Annotated in this window: 12 protein-coding genes and 1 rRNA gene; 7 read left to right on the forward strand and 6 right to left on the reverse strand. The window is 68.3% G+C overall.

The annotated features are described in order from the left end of the window. Positions 1-86, forward strand: a 5S ribosomal RNA gene (gene rrf / locus AB0C30_RS57880); the annotation flags it as partial. A gap of 950 nt (positions 87-1,036) precedes the next feature. Here rrf and AB0C30_RS57885 read toward each other — a convergent pair. Then, positions 1,037-1,675, reverse strand: a complete 639-nt coding sequence (locus tag AB0C30_RS57885) for a response regulator transcription factor (RefSeq protein WP_357961670.1) — start codon at positions 1,673-1,675, stop codon at positions 1,037-1,039. A gap of 730 nt (positions 1,676-2,405) precedes the next feature. Then, positions 2,406-3,533: a sensor histidine kinase gene (locus AB0C30_RS57890; protein WP_357961673.1), complete on the reverse strand. Its 1,128-nt coding sequence runs from the start codon at positions 3,531-3,533 to the stop codon at positions 2,406-2,408. 166 nt (positions 3,534-3,699) lie between these two features. Between AB0C30_RS57890 and AB0C30_RS57895 the strand changes: the two genes are divergently transcribed. From AB0C30_RS57895 to AB0C30_RS57915, 5 genes are all read left to right on the forward strand, one after another. Continuing rightward, positions 3,700-5,166, forward strand: coding sequence for an alpha/beta fold hydrolase (locus AB0C30_RS57895; RefSeq protein WP_357961770.1), 1,467 nt, complete (start codon positions 3,700-3,702; stop codon positions 5,164-5,166). Beyond that, positions 5,163-6,155, forward strand: coding sequence for an ATP-binding cassette domain-containing protein (locus tag AB0C30_RS57900; protein WP_357961675.1), 993 nt, complete (start codon positions 5,163-5,165; stop codon positions 6,153-6,155). Before AB0C30_RS57895 ends, AB0C30_RS57900 begins: the two co-directional genes overlap by 4 nt. Beyond that, positions 6,152-6,904 (forward strand): ABC transporter permease, encoded by a 753-nt coding sequence (locus AB0C30_RS57905; RefSeq protein ID WP_357961677.1) that lies wholly within the window; start codon positions 6,152-6,154, stop codon positions 6,902-6,904. Before AB0C30_RS57900 ends, AB0C30_RS57905 begins: the two co-directional genes overlap by 4 nt. 697 nt (positions 6,905-7,601) lie before the next feature. Beyond that, on the forward strand, positions 7,602-8,087 hold the full coding sequence (locus AB0C30_RS57910) for a hypothetical protein (protein ID WP_357961680.1): 486 nt from the start codon (positions 7,602-7,604) through the stop codon (positions 8,085-8,087). A gap of 796 nt (positions 8,088-8,883) precedes the next feature. Then, a complete protein-coding gene (locus AB0C30_RS57915; protein ID WP_357961683.1) occupies positions 8,884-9,366 on the forward strand; it encodes a nucleoside deaminase in 483 nt (160 codons plus the stop codon). Between the two features lie 541 nt (positions 9,367-9,907). Here AB0C30_RS57915 and AB0C30_RS57920 read toward each other — a convergent pair. Beyond that, positions 9,908-10,672: a PhzF family phenazine biosynthesis protein gene (locus AB0C30_RS57920; RefSeq protein ID WP_357961685.1), complete on the reverse strand. Its 765-nt coding sequence runs from the start codon at positions 10,670-10,672 to the stop codon at positions 9,908-9,910. 164 nt (positions 10,673-10,836) lie between these two features. On the opposite strand from AB0C30_RS57920, the gene AB0C30_RS57925 reads away from it, so the two are divergent. Further along, complete coding sequence (locus AB0C30_RS57925) at positions 10,837-11,217, forward strand: cell division protein SepF (protein WP_357961688.1); 381 nt, start codon at positions 10,837-10,839, stop codon at positions 11,215-11,217. Here the strand turns inward: AB0C30_RS57925 and AB0C30_RS57930 are convergent. From AB0C30_RS57930 to AB0C30_RS57940, 3 genes are all read right to left on the reverse strand, one after another. Continuing rightward, positions 11,214-12,557 carry a hypothetical protein gene (locus AB0C30_RS57930; RefSeq protein ID WP_357961691.1) on the reverse strand — a complete coding sequence of 448 codons (1,344 nt, stop codon included), beginning with the start codon at positions 12,555-12,557 and terminating at the stop codon, positions 11,214-11,216. The two genes, AB0C30_RS57925 and AB0C30_RS57930, sit on opposite strands and share 4 nt — an antisense overlap. 92 nt (positions 12,558-12,649) lie before the next feature. After that, positions 12,650-14,377 (reverse strand): arginine--tRNA ligase, encoded by a 1,728-nt coding sequence (gene argS / locus AB0C30_RS57935; RefSeq protein WP_357961694.1) that lies wholly within the window; start codon positions 14,375-14,377, stop codon positions 12,650-12,652. Then, on the reverse strand, positions 14,374-16,707 hold the full coding sequence (locus tag AB0C30_RS57940) for an HAD-IC family P-type ATPase (RefSeq protein ID WP_357961697.1): 2,334 nt from the start codon (positions 16,705-16,707) through the stop codon (positions 14,374-14,376). Before AB0C30_RS57940 ends, argS begins: the two co-directional genes overlap by 4 nt. Between the last annotated feature and the right edge of the window lie 15 nt (positions 16,708-16,722).

A 16,722-nucleotide genomic window follows, 5' to 3' on the forward strand; every position in this document is an offset into this window, starting at 1 on the left:
GTTACATTCCGAACCCGGAAGTTAAGCTTCCCAGCGCCGATGGTACTGCACTCGGGAGGGTGTGGGAGAGTAGGTCACCGCCGGACAATCTTTGATGACGGGGAAGGGCTCCACGCACACGCGTGGGGCCCTTTTCCGCGTTTCAGGGGCCTCACGCGTTGCGGGGCCTTGCGCGTTGTGCGTGGGGCCCCTTTTCTGCGTTGTTGGGTCGTGCGCCTTGCGCGTTGGGGTCCTTCTTTTGCGTTACGGGTCGGTACGGGTCGTTCCCGGGGGGTCGGGCGCGGAAGGGTTGTGCGGGAGGGTGGTGGCGCGCTGGGCTCGGTCAGGGCTTACGGGCGCCAGAGCACTCGGCTCGTTCGCGGTGATGGGTCTCACGTCTTGGGCGTGGGGCCTTTTGCGTTCCTGGGCCTTGAGAGCTCGATCTGCACAAGGCGGCCTGCTGGAGCGACGGCGAACGTGGGAGGGGAACGGCTTGCGGAGCGATGTCGTGGGGAATGCCCGCGACCCTGTGCCGGGCCGCGGCACACAGATCCAGATCGAAGGGGAGTCTACGGGCGGCGGCGCCCGAGTGGACGCGACGCGTCATTGTGGGCGTCAGCGCAGCAACTCGCGATGTCCACACCCAGTCGTCAGCGAGCGTCTCCTCGACGGGCGTGCGGTGTTAGCACTCCGGCGCTGCCGACTCTTCGGTGGTAAGACGGTGTCTGCACTCCGATGCAGGTAGTTCTTCGACGGCAACGCGGCTTCCCCGCTCAGGCGTTGGTGCCCCTCGGCGGTAACGCGGTGACGCATCCGGACTCCACTGCATCCAGCCGCTGGACTAACGCGGTGTGACGGAATGCGGTGTAAGGGGAACGCGGTGTGACGGGGCGACTTGATAGGGGGTAATGCATCCGGACGGTGGTGTTCCTCCCAGCGGTGGATCAACGATCTTGCTGTTCGTTTCCTACGTGGGCGCACAGGGCTTAACGCGTTGAGAAACTACACCGCTCTGCGGGACGTCATCTGCCGGACTCCACCGCATCCACCCGCTGGACTAACGCGGCGTGACGAGGCCGGCCTCGTAGGCGGCGATGACGAGTTGGGCGCGGTCTCGGGCCTGCAGCTTGGCCAGCAGGCGACTGATATGCGTCCTCACGGTCCCGGGACTCACTTGGAGCTGGGCACTCAGCTCGGCGTTGGACAGTCCGTGGGCGATGAGGGTGAGCACCTCGCGCTCCCGATCTGTCAACTTGTCGAGCCCGCGGAAGACCGGCTGGGCCGGCCGCCGGACGAACTCCGCGATCAATCGCGTGGTAACGCTCGGCGCGAGCAGCGTCTCGCCCGACGCGACCACCCGGATCGCCTTCAGAAGATCGTCGGGGGGCGCGTCCTTGAGCAGGAATCCGCTGGCGCCTGCCCGCAGCGCCGAATAGACGTACTCATCCAGGTCGAACGTGGTCAAAATGAGCACCCGCGTATCCCCGGCGATCTGCTTGGTCGCGGTGATGCCATCCATCTCCGGCATCCGGACGTCCATGAGCACCACATCGGGTGACTCCGTCCGCACAAGAGCCACCGCCTGCTGTCCGTCGGCCGCTTCCCCGACCACAGTGAGATCGTCCTCCGAGTCGATCAGCAAACGGAAGCTGCCACGCAGCAGTGCTTGATCGTCGGCGACGAGCACTCGAATCAAGAGATCTCCCACAACACGCCCACCGTCAGCGGGCTCGGCCTGATCCGCTGGACACTGTCCCAGTCGACGCCGCCTTCTGTCTTTATGCCACTCAACACCACAGATGCCGACTTACCCTTCAACACCACAGATGCCGACTTACGCTCACGGTCCAACATCGCGCACCCCATGGCGGATCAACCCCTGACGCTCGCGCACAGATCGGGACAGGCCGGCAAACGGTGGGAGCGCGGTCGAAGGCGGGTGGCGGGCACAGCTCTCACCAGCCGGAACGGTCCCTCCACTGCCGACTTGCCGCCCCTCGCCGGGACACTCCCCACAGAACCGCCGCTGTCGCGGGACATCGCCGTCTTCGAGCTGCGTTGCACGGGTGTGGCGAAGCTCCCCAGAGCCCAAGCACACTGAGGGGTGGCGCCGCCCTGGGCATGGCGCCGTCCACGATATGGTCCCGAAGGCCCGACGCGAGGCGGAGCCGTACGTCGGGATCTCTGGTGACCGGCGTGAGCCGGGGATGACGTCCCGCAGAGCGGTGTAATTTCCCATCCGCTCAGCCCTGTTCGCCCACGTAGGAAACACACAACGAGATCGTTGATCCACCACTGGATGGGACACCACCGAGCCGGGGCGGTCAGTGGAGCTGTGCGCTGGGATTTCTGGTGATCGGCGTGAGCCCGGGCGGTCAGTGGAGCTGAACGTCGGGATCTCTGATGACCGGCGTGAGCTGGGGCAGTCAAGGGATCTCCCATGATGCGTACACGCCGAACCCGCTCCCCGGCAGAGGTCCGGCCTCGAAGGTGCCGCCGTGCAGTGTGGCCCGTTCACGCATTCCCCTGAGACCGTGTCCGCCCACCACGCCCGGCAGGCGTCGCTGCCCCGGCCCGTCGTCGACGACGGAGATGCTCAATATCCCATCGACCACCGACACGCTGGCCTGGCAATGGGCGGGAGCGGCGTGTCTGACGACGTTGGTGATCGCCTCCTGCACGATGCGGTAGACGGATAATTCCATGCTTTCGGGCACGGCCCCGCTCACCGAGAGGTCGACGCGCACGCCGGCCTCGGCTGCCCGGTGTGCCAGCGACGGCAGGTCGGCGAGGCCGGGCAGCGGCGCGTTGTCGGGTGCGCTGCCGGGTGCGCGCAGCGCGCCGAGGAACTGGCGCATCTCCACGAGAGAGCTGCGCCCGATCTCCTCGATGGCCCGTAACGCCTCGCGCCCTTCCTCCGGGTGCTTGTCCATGACCTTGGCCGCCACCCCCGCCTTGACGGTGATCACGCTCATCGAATGGGCGACGACGTCGTGCAGCTCGCGCACGATCCGCAGGCGCTCATCGACCACAGCCCTCTCGGCCTGCCTCCCGGCCTCGCGCGCGGCGAACTCGCGGCGGGTGCGTGCTGTCGTGCCGAGACTCCAGCTCGCCGTCAGGACGAGCCAGGCCATCCCGACGATGAAGACAGGGTTTGGCCAGCCGTCCGTCCGTGGTGCCGCGCTCATCGCCGAGGCCAGCAGGGCGCCTCCGTTGACGAGCAGGCCTGACACGAGGGCGATCGCCGAACGCCGTACGGGCCGGGTGCACGCCACCAGGTAGACGGTCAAGGCTGCCACCATGACCGGCATCAGCCGGTTCACCTGTAGCGCGAGCACCAGGAGGCCGGCCAGGAGCGCACCGTAGTATGCGGACTCCGGCCAGATCCGCCGCACCGCCACAGGTATCACGAGCAGCCAGCAGCTCAACGCGGACGCGGCGCTCACTTCCAGGCCGGGCGGATTCATCGTGGACGCCAGCGCGAGCAGCACCGCGACAATGGTGTCAGCCAGAATGAGCAGCCTGTGCGAGGGCCGTCGGGCGAGCAGGTTCACGGCCCGACGTTATCGATGAACGAGCGCGGGCGAATCGGAGCACGGGCCGTCAGACCGTAGTCGTACTCCGCTCTCACAGGCCTGCACCGTACGACCGTGGTCGGATAGGCAAGATCGGACCTGGCTTCGATGCGCGCACCCGCCGCCGTGCAGCATCGTGGCCCGCATGAATCGACGCGGACTCATCGCCCTGTGTCTCGCCGCCTGCCTCGCCGTGTCATTCGGCGGCATCGCGCTGGCCTCGGCGCGGGCGTATCGCCTCGTTTGGAAGGAGTGTGGTGACGGCTTGCGCTGCGCCGAGCTGGTCGTTCCCGTGGACTGGGCCGATCCGGGCGGGCCCAAGACCTCGGTGCACGTGGCTAAACTGCCCGCGACAGGCGCGAGCATGGGGCCACTGATCGTCAACTTCGGGGGTCCGGGCACCAGCACATCAGTGCTCAGGCGGAAAACCGGCCCCGACGCCCCACCGGAGCTACCGGCACTGCTCAACGAGCTGCAGCGCCGGTTCGACGTCATCGCCATCGATCCGCGCGGGCTGTCCGAGCCCCAGAGCGGCAAGAGAGCGAGCTGCGCGGAGCCAGATGCCTCCATCTTCGGCCTGATCCTTGCGCGGACGAAGCAGGACTGGGACGCCCACGCCGCCAAGAACGCCGCCCATCAGGCAAGCTGCCGCAAAATGGTCAAGTCGGCGTGGTACGGCATGACGGCTTGGAATGTGGCACATGACATCGACGCGCTGCGCGCCGCACTCGGCCAGGACAAACTCATCTACGCGGGCAACTCGTACGGAACCGTCTACGCCCAGGCCTATCTTGAGCTGTTCCCGCAGCGGGTCGGTCGGATGTACTTCGACGGAACCGCCGATCACACCCAGCAGGAATTCGAGTCCTGGATCCGCAACTACGCGTTCACGCAGGAGCGCCATCTCACCCGCTTCCGCGACTGGTGCGCCCGCCGCACCGACTGCGCTCTGCGCGGCACGGACGCCGCCAAGGCGTGGGACGAGCTCGTTGCCAGGGTGCGCCGCGCGCCACTGCCGGCGTCGGCCGACCGGACGGTGCATGAGGGGCAGCTGTACGCCGGCGCGGTCAAAGGCATGAATCCGGCGTTCTGGCCCCAGCTCGCCACCGCAATCCGTAAGGCCCTCGACGGCGATGCCGGAGACTTCCTGACAAAGCTGGCGCCGGATCAGGGCGGCTCGTCCGTGAGCCAAGACTCCCTGTGCAACGACTTCATGCCGAAGCTGCCGACGTACGAGGAGTTCCAGGGCATCGAGGCCAGACTCCGTGAGATCGCGTCGAGATTCGGTTGGCTCGAGGGGCGCTTCGAGCTCGGGCGGTGCTGGGGGCGCGGCGGCGGCGCGTCCTGGGCGCCGCATCCGTTGCGCGTCAAGGACGTCCCACCGATCCTCTTCGCGATCGGGGAGCTCGACAACAACACCAACTATCTCGGGCAGCAGCACGTCGCCGAGCAGATTCCTTCCGCGCAGGTCCTGTGGCACGGCGACGGACACGCGTCATGGGCAGCCAACATCTGCCTGCGGCGGCACGTTTTCACCTATCTGACAACGGGCGCGCTGCCCGCTCCGGGCACACGCTGCCCCGCCGAACGCATCCAACAGGTGGGAAAATGATCGAAGTCGCAGATCTGACGAAGCTGTACGGCTCCACGCGGGCAGTCTCGGGACTGACGTTCGACGTCAAGCCCGGACAGGTCACGGGCTTTCTCGGGCACAACGGAGCCGGCAAGTCCACCACCATGCGAGTGATCCTCGGCCTTCACACGCCCACGACGGGCAAGGCGTTGATCAACGGCGTCTGCAAACGCGACCTTCAGGACCCCATGCGTCAGGTGGGTGCCATGCTGGACGCCGCCGAGGTGCAGGGCGGGCGCAGTGCGTTCGATCACCTCCAAGCGCTGGCGTATGCCGGCGGAATCGCGCGCGGCAGGGTCGTACAAGTTCTCGAGGAGGTCGGCCTGGCCGGAGCGGCGCGCAAGCGAATCGCCGGGTTCTCCCAGGGGATGCGGCAGCGCCTCGGCATCGCGGCGGCGCTGCTCGGTGACCCGGGCGTGCTCATTCTCGACGAGCCGGTCAACGGCCTCGACCCCGACGGCATCCGTTGGCTCAGGACGCTGCTGAGATCGCTGGCGGCCGAGGGGCGCACCGTTCTGCTGTCGAGCCATCTGATGACCGAGATGTCCCTCACCGCCGACCGGCTCATCATCATCGGCCACGGTCAGCTGATCGAGGACACCACGACAGCGGAGCTCCTGGCGCGCTTTCAAGGGGGCGTATTGGTCCGATCGCCCCATGCGGACCGCTTGGCCAGGGTGCTCGAAGCCGCGGGGGCAACCGTGCGCCCCGCGCAGAAGATGGGCGTGCGCCCCACGCACGAGACGGGCGTGCCCGCCGCAAGCGAAACCGCTCTGTCTTCGGCCCTTTCCTCGCAGGTCGGTGCCGCGTCTTCGGCTCTCTCCTCGCAGGTAGGTGAGGAGTTGCTGGTGTCCGGCTTGACCGCGGCCACCATCGGCGACGTCGCCCTGGCGAACGGCTGCGCCGTTCACGAACTGGCGCCGCGTCGGGCATCGCTGGAAGAGGCCTTCACGGAGATAACCAAATGATCAACGTCATCGCATCGGAATGGCTCAAGCTGCGCTCGCTCCGATCCACCTACTATGTCTTGGCCGCCACGCTCTCGGCCCTGGCGCTCACCGGCTTCGCCGCCTTCTCGATCTCGCACTACTTCGACACCAACGGTTTCGGCGGGGAGCCCGTCGGCACCGGGCTCAGCTTCGGCGCCGACATCACCCCCATACTCTTCGGCATGCTGGGCGTGCTTGCCATCTCCGGCGAGTACGGCACCGGCATGATCAGGCTGACGCTGACCACGATCCGGCGCCCTTGGATGCTCCTCCTGGCCAAGGCCGTCGTCGTGGCCGCCGTAGCCGCGGTCGCGGGCCAGGTGCTGGCGTTCGCCACATACTTCACCGCACAGGCAGTGGTGGGTGGGCGCCCGATCGGCGCCTCGTTCTCCGAACCGGCCGCCCTGACCGAGGTGCTGGGGACAGGCGCCAGCTCCGCTGTTGCCGCGGTGATGGGGTTAGGCCTGGCCACCATTCTGCGGTCGACACCGGGAGCGCTCATTGGGCTGGTTGCCCTCCTGCTTGCCCCGACCGGGCTGGAGCGCTTCGTCCCCGCTCCTTGGAACGACTGGATGAGCTCCCTGACGGTCTCGTCGTTGACAAGGCAAGTGGCCGGCGTTCCCGACTCCGGTGGCTTCGGTCCCGCCTCGGCCACCATCATCCTCGTGAGCTACGTCGTGATCTCCCTCCTAGCGGCAACCCTGGCGATCACCCGCCGCGACGCCTGACCGCAGCTGACCGAACGCACCGCCTCGTTCGAAGGGAGCAACGCGACGGACCGCCTCGTTCGAAGGGGCCAACGCGACGGACCGCCTGGTCGAAAGGGAGCAACGCGACGGACCGCCTCGTTGGAAGGAGGCAATACGATCGAGACAGCACTGATCATCCGCACCTCCAACGTGCGGGGCGCCTCTGCTGTGAGCGGCGCCTGCTCAACCCCCTGAGGACACAAGCCCTTTGGCTGTCAGGCGGGGCTGCGAGATCGAGATCGCAGTAGTTTCGCGGGTCTCAGCGGTTCTGTGCCGTTGGTGACATGCGCCGGAGAAGTTCTGTGGGTCACAGAGGCTGGCCCGCGTTCGCAGATCCCATGGCGGGTCCGCGTTCGTGAGCGCACAGAGCGGTCCTGCCCACAATCGTGAGTGCAGGGCGGGCCTGCTTGTGTTCGTGAGCGCGCAGAGCGGTCCTGCCCACAATCGTGAGTACGGGCCGGGCCTGCTTGCGTTCGTGAGCGCACAGACCGGACCTGCCACGTTCCTGAGTACAGGCTTGGGCCTGCCGACGTTCGTGAGCGGATAGACCGGTCCTCGTGGGACCTTGTCGGTCGTACCTGACTCACCTGACAGATCCTCAACAAATACTCAACGTCCGGCTCCCTATCTTCCTCTCACAAGCTCGAACGGAAGATCTCGAACGGAGGAGCAGGACATGAAGCCGATCACGAAGCTCGCCACTGCAGTGGCCGTGACAGTGCTCTCGCTGGGCACGATGGACACCGCGGCACAGGCATCGGCGCCGCTCAGCACGTCGAACGTCTCCAGCGTCACCACCAGCGCCGCCGCCTACCTGGCCGGCGGCTGCCAGGCGGCGAAGAGCAACTACGGGAACATCAAGGCTTACTACTACACCCAGGGCAGGTACGACTACTTCAACCGGATCAACTGGTACCTCGGTGGCCCCGGCCTCAGGAACAAGAACAACGTCCGCCTGAGGATCCGCTTGGAGCGGCGGGGCCTGCCGGACAAGACGATCTGGTCGTACACGTCCGGGGACAACGTGTCGCCCGGCGGCGGCGGGAGGTCGGTCCCCAACATCCGGGTCAAGCGGAGCGACAAGGTCCACGTCGACTTCAACTTCGTCTTCGACCGTAGCGGCTCGGACCCCCACTGCGGCGACCGCACCAACAGCCTCTGATCGCTAGGGTCCCTGACTGTTTGTAGGCGGTCTTTGACCACTCGGAGGGTGGCGCGCCACGGGCGCGCCGCCCCTCGGGCATCCGGCAGATGTGCCCGCAGACCTCACTGGCAACAGGATGATCGCCGTCGCGCGGCCCTCCGGTACTGGGGGTCGGGCGCCCCTGGTTCCGGGGGTGAGTCGCGCGTCCCTGGGGTACGGGGGTAGGCCGCGCGTTTCTGCGGTACTTGGGGGTCACGCGCCGTAGGGCCTGGGGTGAGTCGCGCGTCCCTGGGGTACGGGGGTAGGCCGCGCGCTTCTGCGGTACTTGGGGGTCACGCGCCGTAGGGCCTGGGGTGAGTCGCGCGTCCCTGGGGTACGGGGGTAGGCCGCGCGCCTCTGAGGTACTTGGGCATCACGTGCGCCTCAGGCTACGGAGGCGAGTCGCGCTCCTGGGGTACGGGGGGTAAGCTGCGCGCCTCTGCAGTAGCGGGGGGGCGTGCCTCTGCGGTACGTGGTGGGTCGGCTCACTGTCTCCTACTGAGATCCCAGTCGTCAGGGCTGATCCGGCCGCATTCACCGTGCGATGGCTCGGCAGCGATCCGGCCACGCGTACGAAGCCGCGCTCGGGTCACGTTCAGGAGGTACGTTCGCCCTCACCGGCCCGGTCTGGCGTGCTGAGATCTACGCGGTTCTGGCCCGGTGCGATGAGACCCGCGTCGCCCTCGCCTGGTGCGCTGGCACCGATGCGCTGAGAGGTGCTAAATCCCGAAGCCCTAGCATGGACCTCGAAGATCGGAACTCCGGGAGAGGCACTGTGGCGACCGAAACCGACCTGCGGCACCTGCGGCGATGTGTGGAGTTGGCGACGGAGGCGCTGGAGGTGGGAGACGAGCCGTTCGGGTCCGTGCTCGTGTCCGCTGACGGGATCGTCCTCGTCGAGGATCACAACCGCGTGGCCGCCGGTGACAATACCCGGCATCCGGAGTTCGAGCTCGCTCGGTGGGCAGCAGCGCATATGACGGTTGAGGAAAGGGCGGCCGCGACCGTCTACACCTCTGGGGAGCACTGCCCGATGTGTGCGGCCGCGCACGGGTGGGTCGGGCTGGGGCGCATTGTGTACGCGAGTTCGTCGGAGCAGCTTGCCGGGTGGCTCGCCGAGTTGGGCGTTCCCGCGCCGCCGGTGCGGACACTGCCGATCCAGCAGGTCGTTCCGGGTGCCGTGGTGGAGGGACCGGTGCCCGAGCTTGCAGCCCAGGTACGGGAGCTGCACCGACGTCGTCACAGCGCCTCTGGCTGAGGTCGGCCCGATATGGACCCCTGGGAGCTGCACCGACGTCGTCACAGCGCCTCTGGCTGAGGTCGGCCCGATATGGACCCCTGGGAGCTGCACCGACGTCGTCACAACGCCTCTGGCTGAGGTCGGCCCGGTACGGAACCCCGGGAACTGCACCGCCGCCGTCACGGCTCCGCCGGCTGAGGCTCGGCCGGTACGGACGACCGTCACGGCGGTCCCTGGATGTCCGGGATACGGGCTCGGCAAGTCTGTCCCGTCAAATTGCTGGTCCCGTCAAGCGTGCGGGTCCCTGCCAACAGTCAGACTGCCGATACACGTGCAGGCCCAGTCACACATGCAGTCCGCCTCGCACGTGCAGGCCCAGTCGCACATGCAGTCCGCCTCGCACGTGCAGGTCCCGTCCAGTGGACGTCCCGTCACTCGCGCAGGCCCGTGAAGCGTGCGGGCCGCGTCCAGCGGACGTCCCATCGCGCGTGCGGGTCCGGTCAAAGGTGCGGTTCCCACCGTCGAACATGCAGGGTCCTGCCACGATCCACTCATCCCGTCAGACGTGCAGTTCCCCCGACAGCACCGTGACCGCTCGCCCGGCCAGGTGTACGCGATCCCCGTCCAATCGCACGTGCACCAGCCCGCCCCTGGCCGACAGTTGCGCGCCCACCATGGTGTCCCGTCCCAGTCGCTGCCCCCAATAAGGGGCCAGTGCGCAGTGTGCCGAGCCCGTCACCGGGTCCTCTGGGACGCCCACGTTCGGGGCGAAGAAGCGGGAGACGAAGTCGGTCGACGAGCCCCGCGCCGTGACGATCACGCCACGGGCCTCGATGGTGGCCAGTGCCGCGATGTCGGGTGCGAGTGAACGTATCTTCGCCTCCGATTCCAGCTCCACCACCAGGTCGAGATTGCTCCTCCCGACCTGCACCGGTGCAGCTCCGAGTGCATTTTCCAACCCGTCGGGAACGGCCGTCGGCGACACTTCCTTCGCCGGGAAATCCATCGTGATCATGCCGTTGGCCATGCGATTCACGGTGAGTGTTCCGCTCGCCGTACTGAATTCGAGCTGACCGCCGGCCGCACCTGTGGAATAGAGCACATGTGCGGTGGCCAGCGTGGCGTGGCCGCAGAGGGAGACCTCGACCGCGGGGGTGAACCAGCGTAGCGAATCGCCGAGCAGGAAGGCGGTCTCCGACAGGTTCATCTCCGTGGCGACGGCCTGCATCCATGACTCGGGAGAGGGCGAGTCCAGCAGGCACACCGCGGCCGGATTGCCCCGGAAAGAAGTGTCGGTGAAGGCATCTACAGTGAACACGCGCATGTATCGAGGCTATCGGGGGAGAGATATCCAGGTGATACCTGGCCGCTAGCCGTACAAAATGGAATTAGTTGTGGGCGTGTCGCACGGCGAACTTCTCGTCGTCGGTTAACGTCCAATGGTGGGACGTGCCGATTGAGGTGAGTTCCTGAGGAAAGGACAAGCCGATGGGGGCAGTGCGCAAGGTGGTGAGCTACCTTGGCCTGGGCGGGATCGACCACTACGACGACGGCTACGACGACGAGCAGTACGAAGAGGAGTACATGCCGGCGACGGAGCGGGCGGCGAGGCGCTGGCGTTCGACCGCCGACTCGTCACGAATCGTGATGGTTCAGCCGCTCAAGTACAACGACGCGCCGATGATCGGGCAGCACTTCCGTGATGGCCAGACGGTGATCATGGACGTGACGGGCATGCCGATGCCGGAGGCGACCAGGATGGTCGACTTCGCGGCCGGCCTTGCCTATGGCTGTGAGGGTCGGATCGAGCGCATCGCCGACCGCGTGTTCCTGCTCGCGCCGGCCCACGTGGAGATCGAGAACTCCTAGGCCGCGCGCGGGCCGCGACGGATCAGCCGGGTGAGCTCGGCCGAGTCGTCCGCGGCCTGTTCCGCTCGCGTGACCGCCTCACGCGCGTATCCATGCAGCGCCCACACCGCGCCGTCGGCCAGCTCCTTGAGCTCGGCGATCTGCGCGGCCACGTAGCGGGCGTCCGATTCAACGGCCTTGCGGCGCCGCCAGAGTTGCCAGCCCGCCAGGCCCAGCAGTGCCACCCCCGGTGCGGCGAGCACGGGCACCCCCAGCCCGTCGGCCAGCAGCGCTCCGAGGAGCAGACCGACCCCCGCCACGATCAGCGCGACGGCCGCCCATGGCGGCCGTCGCCGCAGCGTGCCCTGGTCCACGATCTCGCGTTCGGCCGCCGCGAGCGAGGCATCGTCTGGCCCCTCGGGGTGCAGCTCGATGTCGTGGCCGAGCAATGAGACGGTCACCGTGTCGGGCGGCGCGAGCCGGCTGTCGGATTCGAGCTCCTCCGCTACGCCGCGCAGGATCGGGCCCGCCACGTGCAGGGCGAGCGCCGCCAGATGCGGATCGGCGCCGGGGCGCAGGTCGTCGAGGAGGTGCGAGCTCAGCGCGGCCATCGGTCCTGCGGGGCCGCCGAGTCCGATGAGTGAGCGGAGTACGGCCAGCGGCTCGTCCTCCTCCCACGCGGCGGCGGGGCTGCCGGAGCTGTTGGTGAGCGGGGTGGAGGAGTCGTGCTCGGCCTGCTTCGCCGAGGTGATCTCCGCGCATCGGGCACGCAGCCGGGCGAGCCGCGCGGCTGCCTGGACGGGCGTGGCGAGTTCGGGGATCTCCGCCATCTCCGGGAAGTCGAGCAGCGAAGGGGGCACCACCACCGACGGCTCGCCGGGGAGGAGCGCCTGCGTCCACTGCGCGGCGTCCGCGTGCTCGGGTACGGCCACCGCGTCGAGCTTGCGGAGCACGAAGATCTTCCCGGCGGGGCCGTACGCGCCCCTGGCCGCGGCCAGCCAGAGCGCCCGCTGACCGTGGGTGACCGGCTGGTCGAGCGACAGGTCGCCGAAGGCGGTGCCGAGCCAGGAGGCGTGGATGCGGCTGCCGTGACCCGCGACGGCCAAGGCGAGCGCCAGGAAGAGCGCGGTCTGCTGCTGGTCGCGCCCGGCCGCCTTGCTCAGCGGCGCCAGCGGGTCGTCACCGGCGAGGATCGCCACCAGCGCTTCGACGGCGGGTGGCAGCCAGTAGCCAGGTTTGTCGGGAAAGTCGGGCGGGGCCGGGGGCGCGGCGCCGTTGGCGGCCAGGTGAGACAGCAGCGCCTCGGCATATCGGTGCAGCTCGGTTGCTGCTTGGGGGTCGGCAGTCAGGTCCGTGCTCAAGGCAGAGAACTCCCCCATAGTGGCCTCAGTTCATGACCGCGTAAAGCCTAGCCGGGGGGCGCGCCGTCCAGGTGGAGGCGCGCCCGCACGTGCTACATGCGCTCGGGCACCGGGACGCCGAGCAGATCGAGCCCTGTCTCCAGGACTCGCAGGGTCAGCGCGCAGAGAGCGAGCCGGTGCGCCTTCGTCTCGGCGTCGACCCCGTCCTTGGCCACCGGGCACTCCTCGTAGAAGGTGCTGAAGAGGCTGGCGGTCTCGAACAGGAAGGCGCAGAGCCGGTGCGGCTCCGACAGGGCCGCGACCTGCTCCACCAGTGCGCCGAAGCCCAGCAGGTGGAGGGCCAGGGCGCGCTCGGCGGGCTCGCCGAGCACGATGTCGCCGGTCGCGTCGGCCGGGGCCACGCCCGCCTTGCGGAAGATGGAGCGGATCCGGGCCGTCGCGTACTGCATGTAGGGGCCGGTGTTGCCGTTGAACCCGAGCATGCGGTCGTAGTCGAAGACGTATTCGCTGTCGTGACTGACCGACAGGTCGGCGTACTTCACCGCACCCATGCCCACAGCGTGCGCGATCTCGGCCCGCGCGGTCTCGTCGTAGCCGCGGTCGGCGATGGCCGCCGCGGCCCGGTCGACCGCCTCCTGCAGCAGGTCCATCAGCTTGATCGACTCGCCGGACCTGGTCTTGAACCGGCGCCCGTCCTTGCCCAACATCATGCCGATCTGGACGTGCTCGGCCGAGACCGTCTCGGGCAGCCAGCCGGCCAGCTTGGCCGCCGCGAACACCATGCGGAAGTGCAGCGCCTGGTCGGCGCCCACCACGTAGAGCATGCGGTCGGACTTGAGGTCGTCGACCCGGTAGCGGATCGCCGCCATGTCGGTGGAAGCGTAGCCGTAGCCGCCGTCGCTCTTCCTGACGATCAGTGGCAGCGGCTTGTCGTCGGAGCCGGTGAAGCCGGGCGGGAAGACGCAGAGCGCGCCCTCGCTCAGCACGGCGACCCCGGCGGCCTCCAGGTCGTCGCAGGTCTTCTCGAGCATCGGGTTGTACATGCTCTCGCCGGCGATGTCGGCGTCGGTGAGTGTGACGCCGAGCATGCCGTAGACCTTGTTGAAGTAGCGGATCGTGGCGTCCATGAAGACGTGCCAGAGCCGCAGGGTCTCCGGGTCGCCCGACTGGAGCATGGTCACCCGCTTGCGCGAGCGGACCTTGAACTCCTCGCCGCCGTCGAACTGGCTCCTGGCCGCCTGGTAATACTCGGTGCCCATGCCGGCTTCGAGCTGCGCGACGGCGGCCTCCTCGCCGATGTCGAGCAGATGCTCGATGAGCATGCCGAACGGCGTGCCCCAGTCGCCGAGGTGGTTCTGCCTGATGACGGTGTTGCCGAGGTGCTCGTGCATGCGGGCCAGCGCGTCGCCCACGATCGTGGTGCGCAGGTGACCGACGTGCATCTCCTTGGCCGCATTGGGCGCGGAGTAGTCGACCACCACGGTCTGCGGCGGCGTGGCGAAGCCGACGCCCGCGCGCGGGTCGTCGAGCATCGCGGTCGCCTCGGACTCGATCCACGAGTCGTCGAGCGCGATGTTGAGAAAGCCGGGACCGCTGACCTCGACCGTGCCGGGGAAGTCGGACAGCTCCGCGGCGATGGCCTCGGCGACCTCCCGCGGAGCGCGTCGCAGTCGCTTGGCCAGGCTCATCGCGACGTTCGCCTGGAAGTCGGCGAACTGGGAGGGCCGGATCAGCGGATCTGCGTCGGCGTACTCGGAGCCGAACGCGTGCGCCAGCGCCTGCTGGACGCGCTCGGTGAGCACTGTCTGCGGGTCGGTCATGGTCTAAGGGTACCGGCGACCTTGACCGCCACGCTGATGCCCGCGGCAGCCACCACGGAGATGCCGACGGCGGTCAGATCGTTGCTCAGATCGCCGGGTTCGAGGGCGAAGAAATGGCGGATGAAGGGGATCGCGAGGGCCAGCGCGAACAGCCCGGCCATGGCGCCGATCATGGCGACCCGCCCCAGGGTGAGCGGCTTGGTGATCAGGATGAGCACCCACCAGGTGGTGAGGAAGAGCGCGATCGTCGCCGACGTACGATCCTCGATCAGGGTGGAGGTGCCGCTGTGCGCGGCCCAGAACGCCAGGAACACCGCGCCCGCGCAGAGCAGCCCGGCGGGTACGGCGAAGCGCAGCACCCGGGGCACGAACCCGGGCTTGGCGCGTTCGAGTGTCGGCGCGAGCGCCAGGACGAACGCCGGGATGCCGATGGTCAGCGCGTTCACCAGCGTGGAATGGCGCGGCGCGAACGGGAACATCAGCCCGAGCACCCCGGTGAGCAGCGAGAGGGCGATGGCGTAGAACGTCTTGGTGAGGAACAGGTTCGAGACCCGCTCGATGTTGGCCAGCACCCGTCGGCCCTCGCCCACGACGTGCGGCAGCGAGGAGAACTTGTCGTCCAGCAGCACCACCTGGGCGACGGCCTTGGTGGCCGGACTACCCGCGCCCATCGCGATGCCCAGGTCGGCGTCCTTCAGCGCGAGCACGTCGTTGACGCCGTCGCCGGTCATCGCCACGGTGTGGCCGCGCGACTGGAGCGCGCCGACGAAGGCGCGCTTCTGCTGAGGGGTGACGCGGCCGAACACGGTGTGGGTGTCCAGCAGCTCGGCCAGCTTGGCCGGGTCGTCCGCCGGCAGGGTACGCGCGTCGATCGCGCGATGGCCGTCCGGAATCTCCAGGCCGGTGGCGATCGCGGCGACGGCGTCAGGATTGTCGCCGGAGATCACCTTGACGGTGACGCCCTGCTTGGCGAAGTACCGCAGAGTCTCGTGCGCATCGGGCCTGATGCGCTGCTTGAGCGTGACGAGCGCGACGGCCTCCGCTCTTCCGTCGGCGGCTTTCTCGGTCCCGGCGGCCGACGCCACGCTTCCGGACGCCAAGCTGTCCAAGCTGTCCGTACGGCACAGCGCCAGCACGCGGGCGCCGGTCGAGGCCAGCTCGGCGGCCCGCTCGTAGCCGTCGGCGGTGGCGTCGAGCAGGACGTCGGGGGCGCCGAGCAGCCACACCCCGTGGGGACCGAAGTCGGCGCCGCTCCACTTGCGCGCCGAGGAGAACGGCACGACGTCGACGGCCGTCCACCCGTCGGCCGCCGCGGGGTAGCGGGACTGGATGGCCTTGGCCGTGGCATTGGGCCGGTGGTCCACGTTGGCCAGGGCGGCGAGCGCGTCGTGGATCGGCCGGCCGTCGCTCAGGGGGAGTACCTCGCCGAGGTCCATGCCGCCCGCGGTGAGCGTGCCGGTCTTGTCGAGGCAGAGCACGTCGACCCGGGCCAGGCCCTCGATCGCGGGCAGCTCCTGGACCAGGCAGCTGCGGCGGCCGAGCCGTACGACGCCGACCGCGAAGGCGATCGAGGTCATCAGCACCAGGCCCTCGGGGATCATGGTGACGATGCCGGCGACCGCGCCGGTGATGGCGGTGCCGAAGTCGGCCGAATTGCGCAGCTGGCTGTAGATCAGCAGCGTGCCGATCGGGATGACGAGCCAGGTGATGTACTTGATGAAGTTCGCGACGCCTTCACGCAGTTCCGAGCGCGCGAGGTGAAACCGGCTCGCCTCCTCCGCTAACCGTACGGCGTAGGCGTCGGTGCCGACCTTGGTCGCGACGAACGCGCCCGAGCCCGCGACGGCGAAGCTGCCCGACAGCACCTGGTCGCCCGGCAGCTTGTGCACCGGGTCGGCCTCGCCGGTCAGGAGCGATTCGTCGATCTCCAGCCCGTCGGACTCGACGACCTCGCCGTCCACCAGCAGGCGGTCGCCGGGCCCGAGCAGGATCAGGTCGCCGAGCACCACCTGGCGAGGCGGGATCTCCTGGTCGCGGCCGTCCCTGCGGACCGTGACCGGCGCCTCGTTGATCACCGCGAGCCTGTCGAGCGTGCGCTTGGCCCGGAGCTCCTGCACGATGCCGATCAGCGCGTTGGCCACGATGACCAGTCCGAACAGCCCGTCCTGCCACGCGCCGAAGATCAGGACCAGCGCCCAGAGCACGCCGATGACCAGGTTGAACAGGGTGAAGACGTTCGCCCTGATGATCGCGCCGAGCGACCTGCTCGACCGGCGCGGCACATGGTTGGTCTTCGCCCCCGAGACCTGTGCTGAAGTTAAGCCGTCCACACAACCCCCAGATTT

It is taken from the genome of Nonomuraea sp. NPDC048901 (genome assembly GCF_040649695.1).
Classification (GTDB): domain Bacteria; phylum Actinomycetota; class Actinomycetes; order Streptosporangiales; family Streptosporangiaceae; genus Nonomuraea.

What these genes read in the sequence shown, in the direction of transcription:
- AB0C30_RS57895 (WP_357961770.1), top strand. Translation starts at nt 3,700, where the DNA reads ATGAATCGACGCGGACTCATCGCCCTGTGTCTCGCCGCCTGCCTCGCC.
- AB0C30_RS57900 (WP_357961675.1), top strand. Translation starts at nt 5,163, where the DNA reads ATGATCGAAGTCGCAGATCTGACGAAGCTGTACGGCTCCACGCGGGCA.
- AB0C30_RS57905 (WP_357961677.1), top strand. Translation starts at nt 6,152, where the DNA reads ATGATCAACGTCATCGCATCGGAATGGCTCAAGCTGCGCTCGCTCCGA.
- AB0C30_RS57910 (WP_357961680.1), top strand. Translation starts at nt 7,602, where the DNA reads ATGAAGCCGATCACGAAGCTCGCCACTGCAGTGGCCGTGACAGTGCTC.
- AB0C30_RS57920 (WP_357961685.1), bottom strand. Translation starts at nt 10,672, where the DNA reads ATGCGCGTGTTCACTGTAGATGCCTTCACCGACACTTCTTTCCGGGGC.
- AB0C30_RS57925 (WP_357961688.1), top strand. Translation starts at nt 10,837, where the DNA reads ATGGGGGCAGTGCGCAAGGTGGTGAGCTACCTTGGCCTGGGCGGGATC.
- argS (WP_357961694.1), bottom strand. Translation starts at nt 14,377, where the DNA reads ATGACCGACCCGCAGACAGTGCTCACCGAGCGCGTCCAGCAGGCGCTG.